13 protein-coding genes and 2 pseudogenes are annotated in these 14,385 nt (G+C 34.8%); 8 read left to right on the forward strand and 7 right to left on the reverse strand.

Translation table 11 applies throughout. From position 1 onward, the window contains the following. Positions 1-303 precede the first annotated feature (303 nt). Both POF52_RS23910 and POF52_RS23915 read left to right on the forward strand, forming a co-directional pair. Positions 304-1,419 (forward strand): GerAB/ArcD/ProY family transporter, encoded by a 1,116-nt coding sequence (locus POF52_RS23910; protein ID WP_271995471.1) that lies wholly within the window; start codon positions 304-306, stop codon positions 1,417-1,419. 231 nt (positions 1,420-1,650) lie between these two features. Then, the gene (locus tag POF52_RS23915) at positions 1,651-2,016 is read left to right on the forward strand and encodes a hypothetical protein (RefSeq protein ID WP_271995473.1); all 366 of its coding nucleotides are present in this window, start codon (positions 1,651-1,653) and stop codon (positions 2,014-2,016) included. A 411-nt stretch (positions 2,017-2,427) separates the two neighbouring features. On the opposite strand, the gene POF52_RS23920 is transcribed toward POF52_RS23915, so the two are convergent. From POF52_RS23920 to POF52_RS23935, 4 genes are all read right to left on the reverse strand, one after another. Next, on the reverse strand, positions 2,428-2,838 hold the full coding sequence (locus POF52_RS23920; protein ID WP_271995474.1) for a VOC family protein: 411 nt from the start codon (positions 2,836-2,838) through the stop codon (positions 2,428-2,430). Between the two features lie 222 nt (positions 2,839-3,060). Next, on the reverse strand, positions 3,061-4,464 hold the full coding sequence (locus POF52_RS23925; RefSeq protein ID WP_271995476.1) for an MFS transporter: 1,404 nt from the start codon (positions 4,462-4,464) through the stop codon (positions 3,061-3,063). Positions 4,465-4,638: 174 nt separating this feature from the next. Further along, on the reverse strand, positions 4,639-5,646 hold the full coding sequence (locus POF52_RS23930) for a LacI family DNA-binding transcriptional regulator (protein ID WP_271995478.1): 1,008 nt from the start codon (positions 5,644-5,646) through the stop codon (positions 4,639-4,641). 106 nt (positions 5,647-5,752) lie between these two features. After that, entirely contained in the window at positions 5,753-6,700 is a 948-nt protein-coding gene (locus POF52_RS23935) for a dihydrodipicolinate synthase family protein (protein WP_271995480.1), read from the reverse strand. An 881-nt stretch (positions 6,701-7,581) separates the two neighbouring features. On the opposite strand from POF52_RS23935, the gene POF52_RS23940 reads away from it, so the two are divergent. From POF52_RS23940 to POF52_RS23955, 4 genes are all read left to right on the forward strand, one after another. Next, positions 7,582-8,763: an Alp7A family actin-like protein gene (locus tag POF52_RS23940; protein ID WP_271995482.1), complete on the forward strand. Its 1,182-nt coding sequence runs from the start codon at positions 7,582-7,584 to the stop codon at positions 8,761-8,763. Between the two features lie 17 nt (positions 8,764-8,780). Then, a complete protein-coding gene (locus POF52_RS23945; RefSeq protein ID WP_176585749.1) occupies positions 8,781-9,155 on the forward strand; it encodes a hypothetical protein in 375 nt (124 codons plus the stop codon). A gap of 320 nt (positions 9,156-9,475) precedes the next feature. Continuing rightward, positions 9,476-10,378 carry an Rpn family recombination-promoting nuclease/putative transposase gene (locus POF52_RS23950; protein ID WP_176585750.1) on the forward strand — a complete coding sequence of 301 codons (903 nt, stop codon included), beginning with the start codon at positions 9,476-9,478 and terminating at the stop codon, positions 10,376-10,378. 485 nt (positions 10,379-10,863) lie between these two features. Continuing rightward, positions 10,864-11,508 carry a hypothetical protein gene (locus POF52_RS23955; RefSeq protein WP_271995486.1) on the forward strand — a complete coding sequence of 215 codons (645 nt, stop codon included), beginning with the start codon at positions 10,864-10,866 and terminating at the stop codon, positions 11,506-11,508. Between the two features lie 24 nt (positions 11,509-11,532). Here POF52_RS23955 and POF52_RS23960 read toward each other — a convergent pair whose 3' ends face one another. Together POF52_RS23960 and POF52_RS23965 are read right to left on the reverse strand one after the other, a co-directional pair. Next, entirely contained in the window at positions 11,533-11,817 is a 285-nt protein-coding gene (locus POF52_RS23960) for an AbrB/MazE/SpoVT family DNA-binding domain-containing protein (protein ID WP_074897707.1), read from the reverse strand. Between the two features lie 104 nt (positions 11,818-11,921). After that, positions 11,922-12,134, reverse strand: coding sequence for a hypothetical protein (locus POF52_RS23965; RefSeq protein WP_271995488.1), 213 nt, complete (start codon positions 12,132-12,134; stop codon positions 11,922-11,924). A 218-nt stretch (positions 12,135-12,352) separates the two neighbouring features. Between POF52_RS23965 and POF52_RS23970 the strand changes: the two are divergent. Beyond that, positions 12,353-12,502, forward strand: a pseudogene (locus POF52_RS23970) (small, acid-soluble spore protein, alpha/beta type). Between the two features lie 334 nt (positions 12,503-12,836). Continuing rightward, positions 12,837-14,041: pseudogene (locus POF52_RS23975) on the forward strand (macrolide family glycosyltransferase). A gap of 78 nt (positions 14,042-14,119) precedes the next feature. Here POF52_RS23975 and POF52_RS23980 read toward each other — a convergent pair. Further along, positions 14,120-14,344: a helix-turn-helix domain-containing protein gene (locus tag POF52_RS23980; RefSeq protein WP_034655635.1), complete on the reverse strand. Its 225-nt coding sequence runs from the start codon at positions 14,342-14,344 to the stop codon at positions 14,120-14,122. Positions 14,345-14,385 lie beyond the last annotated feature (41 nt).

Below are 14,385 nucleotides of genomic sequence, written 5' to 3' on the forward strand. Positions count from 1 at the left end.
TACGATAGCAATCATATATGAATTTCCCTTTAAAGTAACATTAATCCATTGTAAAGTCAGTTCAAGTATAGAAACTTAGAAATAACTACAATAACTTTTTAAAACGTAAAAACATTACTACTACTACTCTTAAAAAAGGGAACTCAGCATGTAAAAATTAAGGTGAACTGTGCAAGAAAAAATTACTTTTGGGTATCTTAGACATATGGAATTTGTTTCTATATAAATTTCTCTAGGGAAAGATATATGTTCAAAGTAACTTTTAGCTAATAAGATAGCCATCAACAGGAGGTAATTTATCGAGTGGAAAAAGCACAAATTAGTGGAAGTCAACTTTTCACCTTAATGATGCTGTTTGAATTTGGAACTGCTTTCCTTCTACCTATTGCTATAGAAGCGAAGCAGGATGCTTGGCTCTCCATTATGTTTGGAATGGTAGGTGGTTTTCTTCTATTTCTAGTCTACTATCAACTCTATCGTTATTATCCTGATTTATTACTTGTTGACCTCACGCAAAAAATTACGGGAAAATGGATCGGTCGCCTCATTTCATTTTTTTACATTTTCTACTTTGCGAACCTTGCAGCCAGAGTCATTCGAGATTTTGGAGACATGTTATTGACATTTGCTTATCCAGACACTCCCTTATTTATTGTAAATGCCTTACTGATTTTTGTTGTTATCTATACTGTAAGCAAAGGAATCGAGGTATTGGCAAGATCCAGTCAACTTCTGTTTATTTTGCTCTACTTCTTTGCCATTTCTGGATTCTTACTCATTGTATGTTCTGGTTTAATTGACTTTAAAAATTTAAAACCTGTATTAGAAAACGGCATTTGGTTGCCTCTAAAAGTTTCCCTAACTCAAAATATATATTTTCCATTTGGTGAAACAATTGTATTTTTGATGATTTTACCGTATGTAAAAAATGTGAGTAAAGGAATTGGCATAAGCGCTATTGGATTAACGGGTATCAACCTAATGATTACCATGATCATAAATGTCAGTGTATTGGGAGTAAGTCTTACTGCACGCTCACAGTTTCCTCTTCTAAGTACAGTAGAAAGTATTCAGGTGGCCGATTTTTTAGAGCGTCTTGACGTGTTTTTCATGATTACAGCAGTTTTTGGGGTATTCATTAGAACAAGTGTATTTTTCTACGCTGTTGTAATAGGGACAGCAAGTTTATTTAAAATTAAATCTCCATCTAAGCTATGCTATCCCTTAGGGCTTGTTATTTTATTTTATTCTCTGTCACTAGCCAATAATTATGAGGAACTTATACAAGAAGGGATTAAAGCACTCCCCTATTACCTAGACATTCCACTTCAAGTTATAATTCCTCTTGTGCTTCTTACTGTGGCTTTCTTTAAAAATAGAGCCAAGCTTAAGCAATCTGGTGTCAATCTTCATAAATGAAATATGTCAGCTTAATCTACCTAAATCAAACCAACATTTTTAGATATTCACTTTTAAGTTGTATGTAGAAAGATTTCTACGAGCTGAAATGTATAATGAAGTATGCCATGCCAACAAAATGTATCTCAGCATATCTTTATAACAGTAAGAAGGCAACCGTATGTCTTTTTATAAATACTAAATAGATGATAGTATAAAGAACTATAAGCTAAATCTAATATAAAAGAGGTGATGAAAGTGATAGCAAAAAGTGTAACTCAATCTACGTCTACGTTCGCCAAAGAAGTAGTTGCTATACCTACGCCGTGTAATGATGTTGTCTACTATCCTGCTAAGTTAGCTGACTTAGCAACAGAAGAAATCTACACAGTTTTCCAAACTCTGAGTCGAAAAAGTGGACTTGCTTATCTCGTTGTGACCCAGCCTCGTGCAGCTAAGATTGTAGTAGCAGGATCTAAAGATTTAATAAATGAAGTATATCAATCCATTCCTTGGGATCATTGTGAAATAGCAGATGAAGATAACAAGTTCGATTGCAAAGAAGCCCCTTCATTGCAATCTTTAGAAGATTATTTTATTCATCTTAAAGAACAGTAATACATCTTATGGATACCCCTATTGATTATTAAAAAGACCCTCTAATTGATATAAAAAGCAAATAACCCTTGAACAAATGTATTCAAGGGTCATCTACTAGTTCAATTTATAGGGAAGTTGTTGAGTCCTTTTTTAGATTATATGCTTGTCTTTATAGTTCTATGACTTATTTCTTTCAAAAAAACAAACTACCCCTAAGCCGTTTAGAAAAGTGGAGGGGAGTTTATTGGGTGTAATGGAATAGAATAGAATCTGTATAAATAGGACGCTATCCATCTTGAATAGTTTGCTCAAAGGTTGCAGTAGCTATGCAACCTTTACATAATAGATTTGCAATATCATTTTGCATAGGTATTTAATGTGTTCCGTAAAATCGTTTTATGTTAACTGAAAAAGCCAAAAATCCATTGACTAGGCCAGTGGATTTTTGGCGATAACTGCTACTCTTTCTACTAATTGTAACAGTTCACCACTGGGGCCGCGGAACAAAATCATACGTCCCCCTTCTAACGCCGGTTGGGGTTCAGGGGATAAAAATTTAATTCCTTTTTTCTTATAGTGATTTATTGCTTCGTTCATATTCTCTACTGTAAAAGCAAGATGATTAACAATTCCACTTTTACTATAGTCGCTCATAGAATTAATATTTCGAATTAGTTCAATTTCTACACTTGGCTGTTCGTCCAAATACAAAAATGCCATCTCTTTTATTTTTGAAGACCCTCGAAGACGAACCTTGAAGCCAAACATATCTAAGTAATATTCAATGGCCTGATCCATATCCTTAACAATTATAGCTACGTGCTCCACTTTTTTTATCATTCATATTCTTCCTCTCTCCATAAAAAATAACGTTACTTAAAACGCTGGTTCATCTAGTGATCGTCTATGTACTGCAAAATTAATGTAGCTATTATTATTTCACTGTTTTTCTCTACCTGTAAGGATAAGGATATAATATATTACGTAGGGGTTAGCGCATTGCAGTACTCATTAACAAAAGAGGTAAGATTATTTTAACCTTACCTCTTAGAACTGGATCGCTTATGGCGCAATATCTTCTAACACCTTCTCACGTGTCTCAATCATCTTAAATGCCATAAATGCACCTACTGCAGCTACACAAGCGAACAGAACAAAAACAGAACTAATCCCTTTAGCGCCTAATACAAAGCCGAGTATCGTAGGAGCAATGGCTGAAGCTAGTCGTAACCATGCTGTCGCAAACGCGATTCCAAGTACTCTCATACGTGTTGGATAAATTTCCGGTGTATAGAGGTAGAGAAGAACCGTAATTGTTCCCATGACACCGTATGCTGCTGAACCTAAATACATAACACTTTCAGCAGATTTTGCACCGTTAAACCAAAGCGTTGTTAAAAGTAACCCTACAATTAGAAAAGCAATAGTTGCCCACCTTTTACGTCCAACTCTATCTATAAGTAATGCACAAGCAAACACAGCTACCGTTTGAATCACATTTGTTAATGACGCTGCATGTAGAGATTCCTCTAATGGAAGGTTATAAACTGTTTTATATAAACTTGGGAGCCAGTTATTAAGTCCGTTAGCAACAAAGTAGGAAGAAAACCAAAGAGTCCAAACAATTAGCGTTCTACTGCGGTAAAAAGGGGAAAATAATTCTTTCCAATCTCCTTTTACTACAGCTTGAGGTGCACTAATTTTTGCTTCTATACGTTTATCCGTACTCGATTCAATTTCTTCAATGACTCGTTCTGCTTCATCGAATCTGCCCTTTGAAATTAACCAACGAGGCGATTCGCACAACTTAAAGAAGAATAAAAAGACAATTAATCCACCAATTCCACCGATTAAAAACATCCACTTCCACCCAAAACTAGGTACAACTAAAGCGCCAATCTGTGCAGATATCATTAACCCAAGAGGGAAAATCATTTCATATAGCATAAAAAAACGTCCGCGTCCTTGTGCAACTGAAAGTTCATTTATATAAGCTGCAGCAACAGGAACTTCACCACCTACTCCGATGCCTTGCACAAAACGCAGCCATAATAGGGCATGAAAATTCCCCGCAAACGCACAAGCAATACTCATTCCTGACATTAAAAAGATGGTCCATTTTGCACTATAAACACGTCCAAATCGTTCAGCTAACCAACCAAAAAAGATAGCTCCAATCGCTTGTCCAAGATATCCAGAACCGATAAGAATACCGATTTGACCAGGAGTTAAATTCCATATGCCAATTAATACAGGCAAAACGAATGCTAGAGATAATGCATCAAAAGCATCAAAAAATGTGGCTGAACCCATAATGACACGTGGTTTAATATGCCAACGTGAAAAGGGAACGCTCTCTATACGTGTAAGCAATTCAGTAGCACGATTAGACAAACCAATTTCTTCGTGATCATAGTTGATAGTCTTAGTGGGTTCTGAAGAATTTCTGTTTAATTCTGTATTCATACATAAATCCTCCTTAGTAGCGATTCCCTCTAATCGCAATGACAATGATACTAAGATGTACAAAACAATACTTAATTGAAGTGGAAATATAAGATTTTAATAAAATGAAAAGGTTTACAACAAAAACCAACAACTAGTAGACCCTAAAATCTTTTTAGAGCCTACGTATAAATGTTAGTTATGTTTTGGCCGATCGGTTGTGGACCTATCGACATATTCCATCGTGAATACGACGTCTTTCTTTCGAATTTGTTTCCCTTCTAACATACTCATCAGGATCGAGGTTGCTCTTTGTCCAATACCTAGTAAATCCACATGAACCGTAGATAATGCAGGAGTTATAAAGTCTGAAATCGGAACATCATCAGCTCCCACAACGGATAAGTCTTCAGGTACTGACAAGCCAATCATATCAGCTGCTTTAATCACGCCGATGGCTAAATAATCAGATGAGCAAACGATGCCTGTGATGTCTCTATGTCTTTTTAGAAACGTAGCTACTTCTGTTGTAGCTTTTAGAGCATCAAATTCAGCAATTTCAAAAACATTTTCAGAAGAATAATTTAAACCTAATTCATCCATTTTCTCTTTGTAGCCGTTCAAACACTTGACACTATGCATGGAACTCATCGGTCCATTTACAATCCCAATATTTCGATGCCCTAGCTCATAGAGAGCATTCACTGCTTGTTTGATACCATCTTCATCATCCGGTCTTACACAAGGGAAAGGTGATCCTTCTAAATAGCTACCTACTACGACAATCGGTAATCGAATACTCTCTAACCATTCTAAGCTTAATTCCTCATTTCTAGGTGCAAAAAGGATAACACCATCTACGGCTTGAGTTTCAAGCAACCGTTTCTGTTGGGAAGAGGTAAACGACATCATCATATTATAGTCCGTCTGGTCAATTCCTTTTGCTATTCCTTCTAAAACTGTTGAAAAGAACGGGTTATTTAAAATAAACGATCCCCTTGGAACTACAACTGCAATATTTCCTGTATTTTGTTTAACAAGTCCTCTTGCTCCTAAATTAGGACGATAATCTAATTCTTCCATTACTTTGCGAATTCGTTCTGCCGTTTTCGCACCAACACCAGGTTTATTTGTCAATACTCGTGAGACAGAAGCTGTTGACACACCAGCTTTAAGTGCCACGTCCTTGATACTTACACTCATAGTACATACCTCCGTGGGTCAAGTATATCTATCTATTATAAACGAGTCCCACCTAAATACTAAAGAGTAGTGGTTGCAAGATTGCCCCCACTACCTACCACATTTATTACGCTTTCACTTCATCTCTTAGTAATCCTACTTTTAGTAACCCTTGACGAATCTCTTCTACCTCTTCTTCTTTTAAAGGTAATACTGGACGTCTTGCTAATGAACTACTAATTAATCCACGTTGATACATTGCTTCCTTCATACGTAAATGAGAGGTAGAAGAAGGCTCGTCCATTTTATATACAGCTTGCTTTAATTCAAAGATACGATCATACACGGCATTAGCAGCCGTTAGATCTTGATCTTTCACGCATTTCACTAGTTCTGCGATTAGATCCGGTACAAAACAACCAAATCCAACTAATGCACCGTCAATTCCTTGAACTAAAGTAGGTAATAAGTATTCATCATGACATGTTAAGAGTGAAACATCAGGCGCATTCTTTTTTAGTGCTCGAATATCTACTTCATATTGTGCAATATCTCGTTGTCCAACTTTGATAGACACAACGTTTGGAATAGCAGCCATTTCTAATAATTGGCTAGTTGTATACGATGTTTTCGTCCAAGTTGGATATTGGTGAACAACGATTGAGATATTAATAGCTTCTGCCACGTCTTTAAAAAACTGTACTGGTGATTCTTCTTGCATCCCGAATCGTAGCCAAGAATGTGGAGGCATAAGAAGGATTCCACTTCCTCCAGCTTTTTCTACAGCTTGAGCATGTTGGATAGCCTCGATTGTTCCCTCTGCAGAAACACCAGAGATAACAGGAATGCGACCTTTTAGTTCGTCAGCTGCAATTCGTACGGCCTCTGCACGTTCTTCAGGCAATAAAGTCATAATTTCCCCTGTATGACCATTTACTACAATTCCATTAACCCCTTCATGACCTGCGACCCAGCGAACTAAAGAACGAAAGCCCTCTTCATCAATTGAATAATCGTCCTTAAATGGAATAAGAATTGCTGGAAATACGCCACTCCATTTTACTTTGTTTTTCATTAAAAACATCCCCTTTGTCAATTTTTAATTTATAGTAATCGTTTACGTAAATAATCATAAAATGAAAACGCTTAATTGTCAATATTATTTTTATTTTCTGACAAAGTAAATTAAAAACCACCCTTTTAACACCTTTCATAGCAGTTAAAACTATGAAAAATACCATAAATATAAAGTAAACGTTTACTAATTTAGTGCCATAATTTTAAGCTTTTATTTTTAATAATTAACTTTAAAATTGGATTTTAAGGTTAATACCTTACTGTTAGTTTTGGAAGATGTGCACTTTGAAAACTATTTACATACAAAGAAACCTTTTCCATACAGGGGCAAAGGTTTTTCAAATTTTTTGGAATAGGGGGAATACTTTATTAGTCTGTCCAGATTTGTAGATTCATATACATATAACTTTAAAAATAAATATTATGATCGATTTTTTTGAAAATAACCTTATTTAAGTTCTTTTACCTTCTAAGTAAATACTAAAATATATTATTAAAGTTTGACCATTTACACTTAATGACGACAAATATAATGTTTTTCTCTAAGGTATTAAGCTTCTAAATCACATAATAGCAAAATAAAGAATATCCTTTTATGTAGGTAGCTCTATTGCAGCAAATATCAGTTATCTAGATAAAACTAAGTGCTGTATGCTCTCTTATTTTTTTAGAGTGTTAAAAATTCTCTTTTTATTTTATAAAAAACCTACGCATACTTTCAGATTTTTAATCTTAAAATAAGTTCAACTAGATAAAAATAATTGTTGATATATGTATTTTTTTGAAGATAAATAAGTTGAACTAAAGGCTTGAATTTTCGCCCTTCTTCTTGTATAATGAGTTCAACAGAAGTTCAACTTAAAAATGAGGTGTATAAACATGAAAATTTCACGTTTTAATAAAGACTGTGGAAATTCCGTTGATATGAATATCATTGATGGATACCTATTTGATTTCCCAACCAACGTTGTAGAACTACAAAAAGATGTTGCTGATTCATTCTTTACAGATGCTGTGACAGCACCAGAAGAATTTAAGAAGCGTATTTTACTATCTACAACAATCGGTGACGAAGAGAAAGAACGCTATTTCTTAGTTGGTGACATCGCAGCAAGCCAACAACTTGCGAATAACCACATCAATCGTTTACATAACAAAATTACAAGCCATATTCCTTATGTGACATTTCTAGCTGCCATTGCATACTACCATGCGTTGCATGCGAAAGATCATAAAGATAATAGCATCGAGATTGACTACTTCTCTACGATGTTACCAATTTGGTTACTAAAAAAAGAAAGTACGTTTGGCGAAGCTCAAAAAGCCATGGCTACTCGCTTCCTAGGTGACCATACATTCCGTATTCATACTCCAGGGTTTGAAAAAGAATTAAAAGTAGCTGTGGACGAAAGTGCTTGCCTGAAAGAAGGCGAAATCGCGCGCTTTGCGTTAAAGAAAGACCTAACACTTCAAGACCGTGAAGATGCCAATGAATATGTGGAATGTGAAACCGTGATGGTTGATATCGGTGGTGGCTCGATTGATGTCGTCATTTTACCGGAAGGATTAAAGGCTGCGAATAGCCGTGAATCATTCCAAAGTATCGAGGGTATTCCCTATTTAGCTCATATTGATAAGTTACGTAAAGAGAAGTTCCCAGAGCTGTTTACCGATTTACGTGCTTTTGATCAATTCATTTTAGATAACTATAGTAAACAAAAATTCGAGTTAAAAAATGAAAACACAGGCGCATCCACTGATTTAACAGCTCAAATTACATCCTCTTTAAAAGAGTATGTGGAAATTTTACTAGCGAAGTTAAATGATGTGGCCCCACCACCGGCAAATAAAATTCGTAAATACGTATATAGTGGTGGTGTCGCTCCCACACTAGAAGTAGCGATTATGACAAGCATGAGTGAAAAAATTGGCGAAGAACGTACAGAGAAATATCATAAAGTACCAGCAGATAGCCGTCACTTAAACTTATTTGGCCTAGAAATCCGAAGCATCGGTTATCTTCAAAAAAAACAAGCCGAGAAGAAAGCCGTTAAATCCTAACAGCGTAGGTGATAACCATGTCAGAGCGTCAAAATGCCTTTACGATTAAAACCAACCAGTTGAGTGATGAAGTCTATGACGTACTTGCAAAATATGCGAAGTCTCGAAAATTAGGGGACTATATTTCATCTTTAATTGTTCGGGACCTTCATCATTCATCTACCGACCAAGTAGATTCAGGTCACAGAACAGAAGAACTTCTTGAACATATCAATTCAGAACTGAAGGAATTAAAACAATTAGCTAAGGCTAATGGCTTTATAGTCCAGCAAGAGGAGTTAGAAGACAAGCCTTCAGAAAGTCAAACCTTAAAAGAAGGTAAGGTTGCAGATTTAGAGCAAGTATCTGGTTCTTTAGACGACGATGATTTGGAAGAGTATAGCGATTTTTAAAATAAAAAGCCACTAGGTATTCTAGTGGCTTTTTTGCTTTACATGGTCTATTGATTTTTTAATGTATTTCTATATGTATAAAGAACCTGATCGGACTAAAAGAATAATGGTAAAGAGGATTTTATTTATGAGCAATAGCAATCAGCACGAGTACTTCTATTTATTCTAAATCCCCTCCTTACTTCTTTGTCTGAAGAACATTAATAATTAGGTATGACAGATACTGTATTGGTACTAAATTTACTCCTAAAGTGTTAGATAGAAGGAATCGGTACAGTCATGGTATACTAATAACAAACATGGAAATGATGGAGGGTATTATGACAAAACGATTAGATTTGCGTGTCGACTTTGCATTTAAATCACTATTTGGCACACATGGAAATGAATCTATTTTAGCTGCTTTTTTGAACGCAGCACTCCGTTTTCCAGATGATAAAAAAATTCAGACGGTGCAGTTATTAGATCCGCATTTTAATAAAGAAAACCAAGAAGATAAACGCTCTATTTTAGATGTGCACGCACAGTTAGAGGATGGAAGCCGAGTTAATATTGAAATTCAGCTTAATAACAAACATGACATGGAAAAACGAACGCTCTATTACTGGTCCAAAATGTATAGTAGTCAAATGAAAGAAGGCATGGACTACGGAGAGCTTTGTAAAACCATTACTATTAACATTGTGAACTTCCGTTATTTATCTCATATGCATGAGTATCACTCCACCTTTCAGTTATATGAGCGAGAGCAGAAATTACTCTTAACGGATATGCTGGAAATTCACTTTATGGAGCTACCTAAGTTATTAATAAAATGGCGTAACAGAGAGGTAGATCCACGGGAAGATCAGCTTGTGCGATGGTTATTATTACTTGAAGCATCCGAAGATGAAGAAATCACTCAGGTATTGGAGGAGATTGCGATGCAAGAAGATCAAGTATTAAAGAAAGCAATGGACGAGTGGGAACGTGTTAGCCAAGATCCAGAAGTGCTACTAGCATATGAAGCACGAAGAAAAGCATTATTAGATGAAAAGTCAGCTTTAAAACGAGCTGAGAAACTTGGAGAAGAAAAAGGAAAACAAATAGGTGAAGAAATAGGCGAAAAGAAAGGTATCATAAAGGTGGCCTTAAGTATGATTCAAAAGGGTTTAGATACCCAAACAATCGCTGAATTCACAAACCTTACACCAGAAGAAATTGATAAATTACGTCACCAATAATCATAATTAAAAAAGGGACTGCCTCACAAATTAATTTGTGAGGCAGTCCCTTTTTTAATTTCCTCATTATCAGCACTTCTAATTTGAAGTTTATTGTAATTGAGTTAGCTTATATTTATTTTATCTTTATTATGCAGCGTACTAAATGTTATTGCGTACTATAGTAGGAAAATATAAATCTTATATTTTTTATTAAATCGAGAACCTTTTCTTATATATTCCCTTTTAAGTTGTACTAGCATTTTTCTTTTTTTTTACAGGTAATCCGTACTTATTAGAGTTTTCTTTTATTTTTTTTGCGATTTCTTCTGCTTCTTCTTTCGTCATTTTCATACAAAAGACTCCTCTCATGTTCTACTATTATAAGTTTTTTCCAATATCCAAAAAAATTATACATGCTCTTCCCTCCCCTGCCATATATATGTTTTAGGTATGTACAGAAAGTCATTGTCCTAGAGATAAATTCAGATTTTAGGAGTGATTGTGTGAGAGTAGAAGAGAAGAAGAGGAGAATTCGAAGTGACAAAAAACGAGATGTAAAGCCATCACTTCCAATTGATCTTAAAGAATGTATTTATCGATTATCCTACATTACAAATACCCCTGTAAAAAATGTAGTTGAATCAATTTGTATATCAGGTCTTACTTCTTCAAAAGTTATGGACTACTTATCAAATTATTTCAGAAGAGGATTTAGCTGTGGCAGTACAGTGTATATGGGTGATATGTCCAAAGAGCCAATTAGACAGTTATATAAAAACATAGAAAAAGAACGTGTTTCTACTCGCTTAAAAGATGGACACGGAGAAACGTATGATGTTCTAAAACGTTTAGCCTATGCTTTAGATTGTTCTCCTGCATTAGCAGCATCTTTCTTAATTGAAGCGAGCATCAGGAATTCTGATTTTGTAGATGAGTACATGACTCGACATTTGGAAGAAGAATTGGATCAGGGACGTTTAAAGGAATTAAAAGAGGTATTAAAATTCATCAATAAAAACAATCCGTATAAGGAAGAGTACAGTTTACACAATTTAATTTCTTATATTATGGATGAATTAAAAGTAGGGGCCACTAACCTAGGTTCTTCTGTACAAAATTGGTTAGAAAGTATACAACATAAAAAATAATTCCACCTAAAAAAGCCTTAGAATCTAAGATTCAAAGGCTTTTTTCTTATCTTTTATTTCTTTATACAATATTTCTGCACCTGACGGACTTAGAACCAGGTTATTTGCATATTTACGATTTTCGGTTGTTATCTCACCTGTAATTACACATTCGTTACATTCTTTGTATTTCTTTATTTCTATATGATCCTCTTCCAATAAAATCTCTACTGAGTCGTCTTTACCTATATCCAGTACCTTTCTGAGTTCAATGGGAATTACTATACGTCCTACTGCATCTATCTTTCGCAATGTACTTAGTCCTCTCATGCTGACTCTCCTTTTATATACTCATAAGCATAACTTTCATATTATACTATAAATGTATAAATTAACCTATAAGAAGTTTATAAATCAGCTCTCAAGATATAAGTTCAAAATTTCTTCTTAATTTGCTCTTGTACATAACTACATGTGCGCTCGTGTTCACGAGAAAAGAAATGATCTTGTTTATGATAAACTTTTACTCCACAAGAGGGACAGGCATAGAAACCGACTTTAACACCTTGAGTCACTTCATGCGCATAAAATTCACCATTTGATTTGAACATAACTACATGGTTTGCTTTTTCAATCTTTGCTCTCATAAAAGTATCTCCCACCTTATTTTAAGTTTATTTCCATAATAAGGGTTAACAGGGCGGTTTGTAAAAGAAAATATATAAGTCTACGGCTATATTTCCAGAAAAAGCAGCAATCTTATGACATTTCAATATGAGATTGTTGCTTTCAATACTATTTCTATAATTTTTTTCGTCGAGGGCGGAACTCTCCTCTGTGATTAGTATATGGTGCTGAACAAGCAATCAATTAAATGAAATATGAAATCGCTAGCGAATTTGGTGTAAACCTTGGTGCTGATACAACTGCACGTGCAAACCGATCAATAGGTGGCGAAATCACAAAACGTCTTGTACAAATAGCTGAGCAACAACTTGGCGGCGGACGTTTCTAATAAAACTTTATAATGAAGGCTGAAGGAAGAATGGATATCTATTCTTCCTTTTTCCGTTTGTAAGAATCTTCTCCTTCTAATACTTCACAGCATCTATAGCCAGGGTGGAGTTGTTTGTATACATAACACTCAATAAAGGATATTTTTTACCTTAACGTAAGAAATTCATGTAGTGATGCTTACACCTTAATTAAGAGCAATGAAGAAACGGAAAGTTTAATTCTTATTTATTTTATCCATTTAATAAATGTCATTCTGCCTTTAAACTAAGGGAAAGCTACGCATATAGTAAAATCTGAAGGTAGTAAATATCTTTGAACAAGGAGGGAATTAGATGGGGAAAGTTTTGTTCTTTAATTTTCCTGGAGAAAGTCATATTAATCCTACAATTCCCTTGGTAGAAGAATTGATAAAGCAAGGTGAGGAGGTCGTATATTATTGTGTAGAAGAATATAAAACTAAAATAGAGAAAACGGGTGCATTGTTTCGACCTTACGAAAATTTTCTAACGCCTAGCCATATCACAAAAAGAGTAAATGAAAAAATAGACCCTCTTGAAATGCTGTTGTATATGGAGAAAGCCATGGATGCAACCGTAGAGAAGGTTTTAAAAGAAGTAAGAGATGAGAAATACGATTACGTAATTTATGACAATAACTTTGCTGCAGGGTGGATTATTGCTGATGTTTTAAATCTACCCAAAATTTCTTCTTGTACAACATTTGCTATTAATCAAGAAATCTTCTCCACTCTTATGCAAAATAGAGGAGAAATGGATAAAACCTCTCCAAAGTATCAAGAGATTGAAGAGATTAAAACAAAATGGAAAGATAAGTATGGCGTGATTCTTACTAATAAAAAAAATCTTATGACATGCCCTGGCGATATCACCCTTGTATACACCTCGAAGTTCTATCAACCTAATGCTGAAGAATTTGATGAGTCTTTTATTTTTGTTGGGCCATCTATTGCAAAACGTCACGATATAGAGCACATTCCATTTAAAGTACAGCATGATACTAAACTTATCTTTATCTCCATGGGAACCGTATTTAATCAGCAACCTGAATTATATACAACATGTTTTGAAGCATTTAGGAAAAGCCCCCATACCGTTATACTAGCAGTAGGAAAGCAGACGGATATTCATCAGTTTGATGATATTCCCTCCAATTTTAGAGTGCATCAATATGTACCTCAATTAGAAATATTAGAGCAAGCAGATGTTTTTATCACGCACGGTGGAATGAATAGTTCTAGTGAAGCACTTTACTTTGGAGTTCCTCTTGTTGTCATTCCTGTTAGGGGGGATCAACCAATAGTTGCTAATCAAATTGAAAAGTTAGGAGCTGGTTTACAACTTAATCGTTTGAACCTAGATGCTCCTACATTACGAAACGAAACACAACAGAACAAGTACTATCAAACGCTTCATTTAAGGATAAGAGTTCTTTAGTTGGAAAGTCTTTAAGGGAAGCAGGAGGATATAAAAAAGCAGTAGAAGTTATTCTAAAATTTAAAGAAACCACTCGTATATAACAAGTGGTTTCTTTATGCTACGTTAAATTCTATAAAACATTTACATATCATTCCTAAGATTGTTAGGGCATTTTCTACTTATATATCAAAAAAATCATGAGGCTGTTTACTTTTATCTATTTTCTTTACACCTAACATAATTTTCTTTAGTGTTTTAGGGCTAGGTTCGTATGTAGAGTCATTACACAAAGTAGAAATTGTTCGTTTAGATATTTTACTCTCGCTAGCAAATTCATTTTGTGTGATACCTTCCCGATCTAGAAATTTTCCGAATTTGCTCCTCTTTGGATTTTTCCACCACAACTTTACCACTCCTGTTTTTGTTATCATACTGCCCATTTAAA

The sequence above is a fragment of the Priestia sp. AB genome, from assembly GCF_028369225.1.
In the GTDB taxonomy this organism is placed as follows: domain Bacteria; phylum Bacillota; class Bacilli; order Bacillales; family Bacillaceae_H; genus Priestia; species Priestia megaterium.

Bases quoted from the DNA above. Each gene is read 5' to 3' on its own strand.
- POF52_RS23925 (WP_271995476.1), bottom strand. From the start codon at position 4,464: ATGAATACAGAATTAAACAGAAATTCTTCAGAACCCACTAAGACTATC.
- POF52_RS23945 (WP_176585749.1), top strand. From the start codon at position 8,781: ATGTCAGAGCGTCAAAATGCCTTTACGATTAAAACCAACCAGTTGAGT.
- POF52_RS23965 (WP_271995488.1), bottom strand. From the start codon at position 12,134: ATGAGAGCAAAGATTGAAAAAGCAAACCATGTAGTTATGTTCAAATCA.
- POF52_RS23915 (WP_271995473.1), top strand. From the start codon at position 1,651: ATGAAAGTGATAGCAAAAAGTGTAACTCAATCTACGTCTACGTTCGCC.
- POF52_RS23960 (WP_074897707.1), bottom strand. From the start codon at position 11,817: ATGAGAGGACTAAGTACATTGCGAAAGATAGATGCAGTAGGACGTATA.
- POF52_RS23940 (WP_271995482.1), top strand. From the start codon at position 7,582: ATGAAAATTTCACGTTTTAATAAAGACTGTGGAAATTCCGTTGATATG.
- POF52_RS23950 (WP_176585750.1), top strand. From the start codon at position 9,476: ATGACAAAACGATTAGATTTGCGTGTCGACTTTGCATTTAAATCACTA.
- POF52_RS23920 (WP_271995474.1), bottom strand. From the start codon at position 2,838: ATGATAAAAAAAGTGGAGCACGTAGCTATAATTGTTAAGGATATGGAT.
- POF52_RS23935 (WP_271995480.1), bottom strand. From the start codon at position 6,700: ATGAAAAACAAAGTAAAATGGAGTGGCGTATTTCCAGCAATTCTTATT.
- POF52_RS23930 (WP_271995478.1), bottom strand. From the start codon at position 5,646: ATGAGTGTAAGTATCAAGGACGTGGCACTTAAAGCTGGTGTGTCAACA.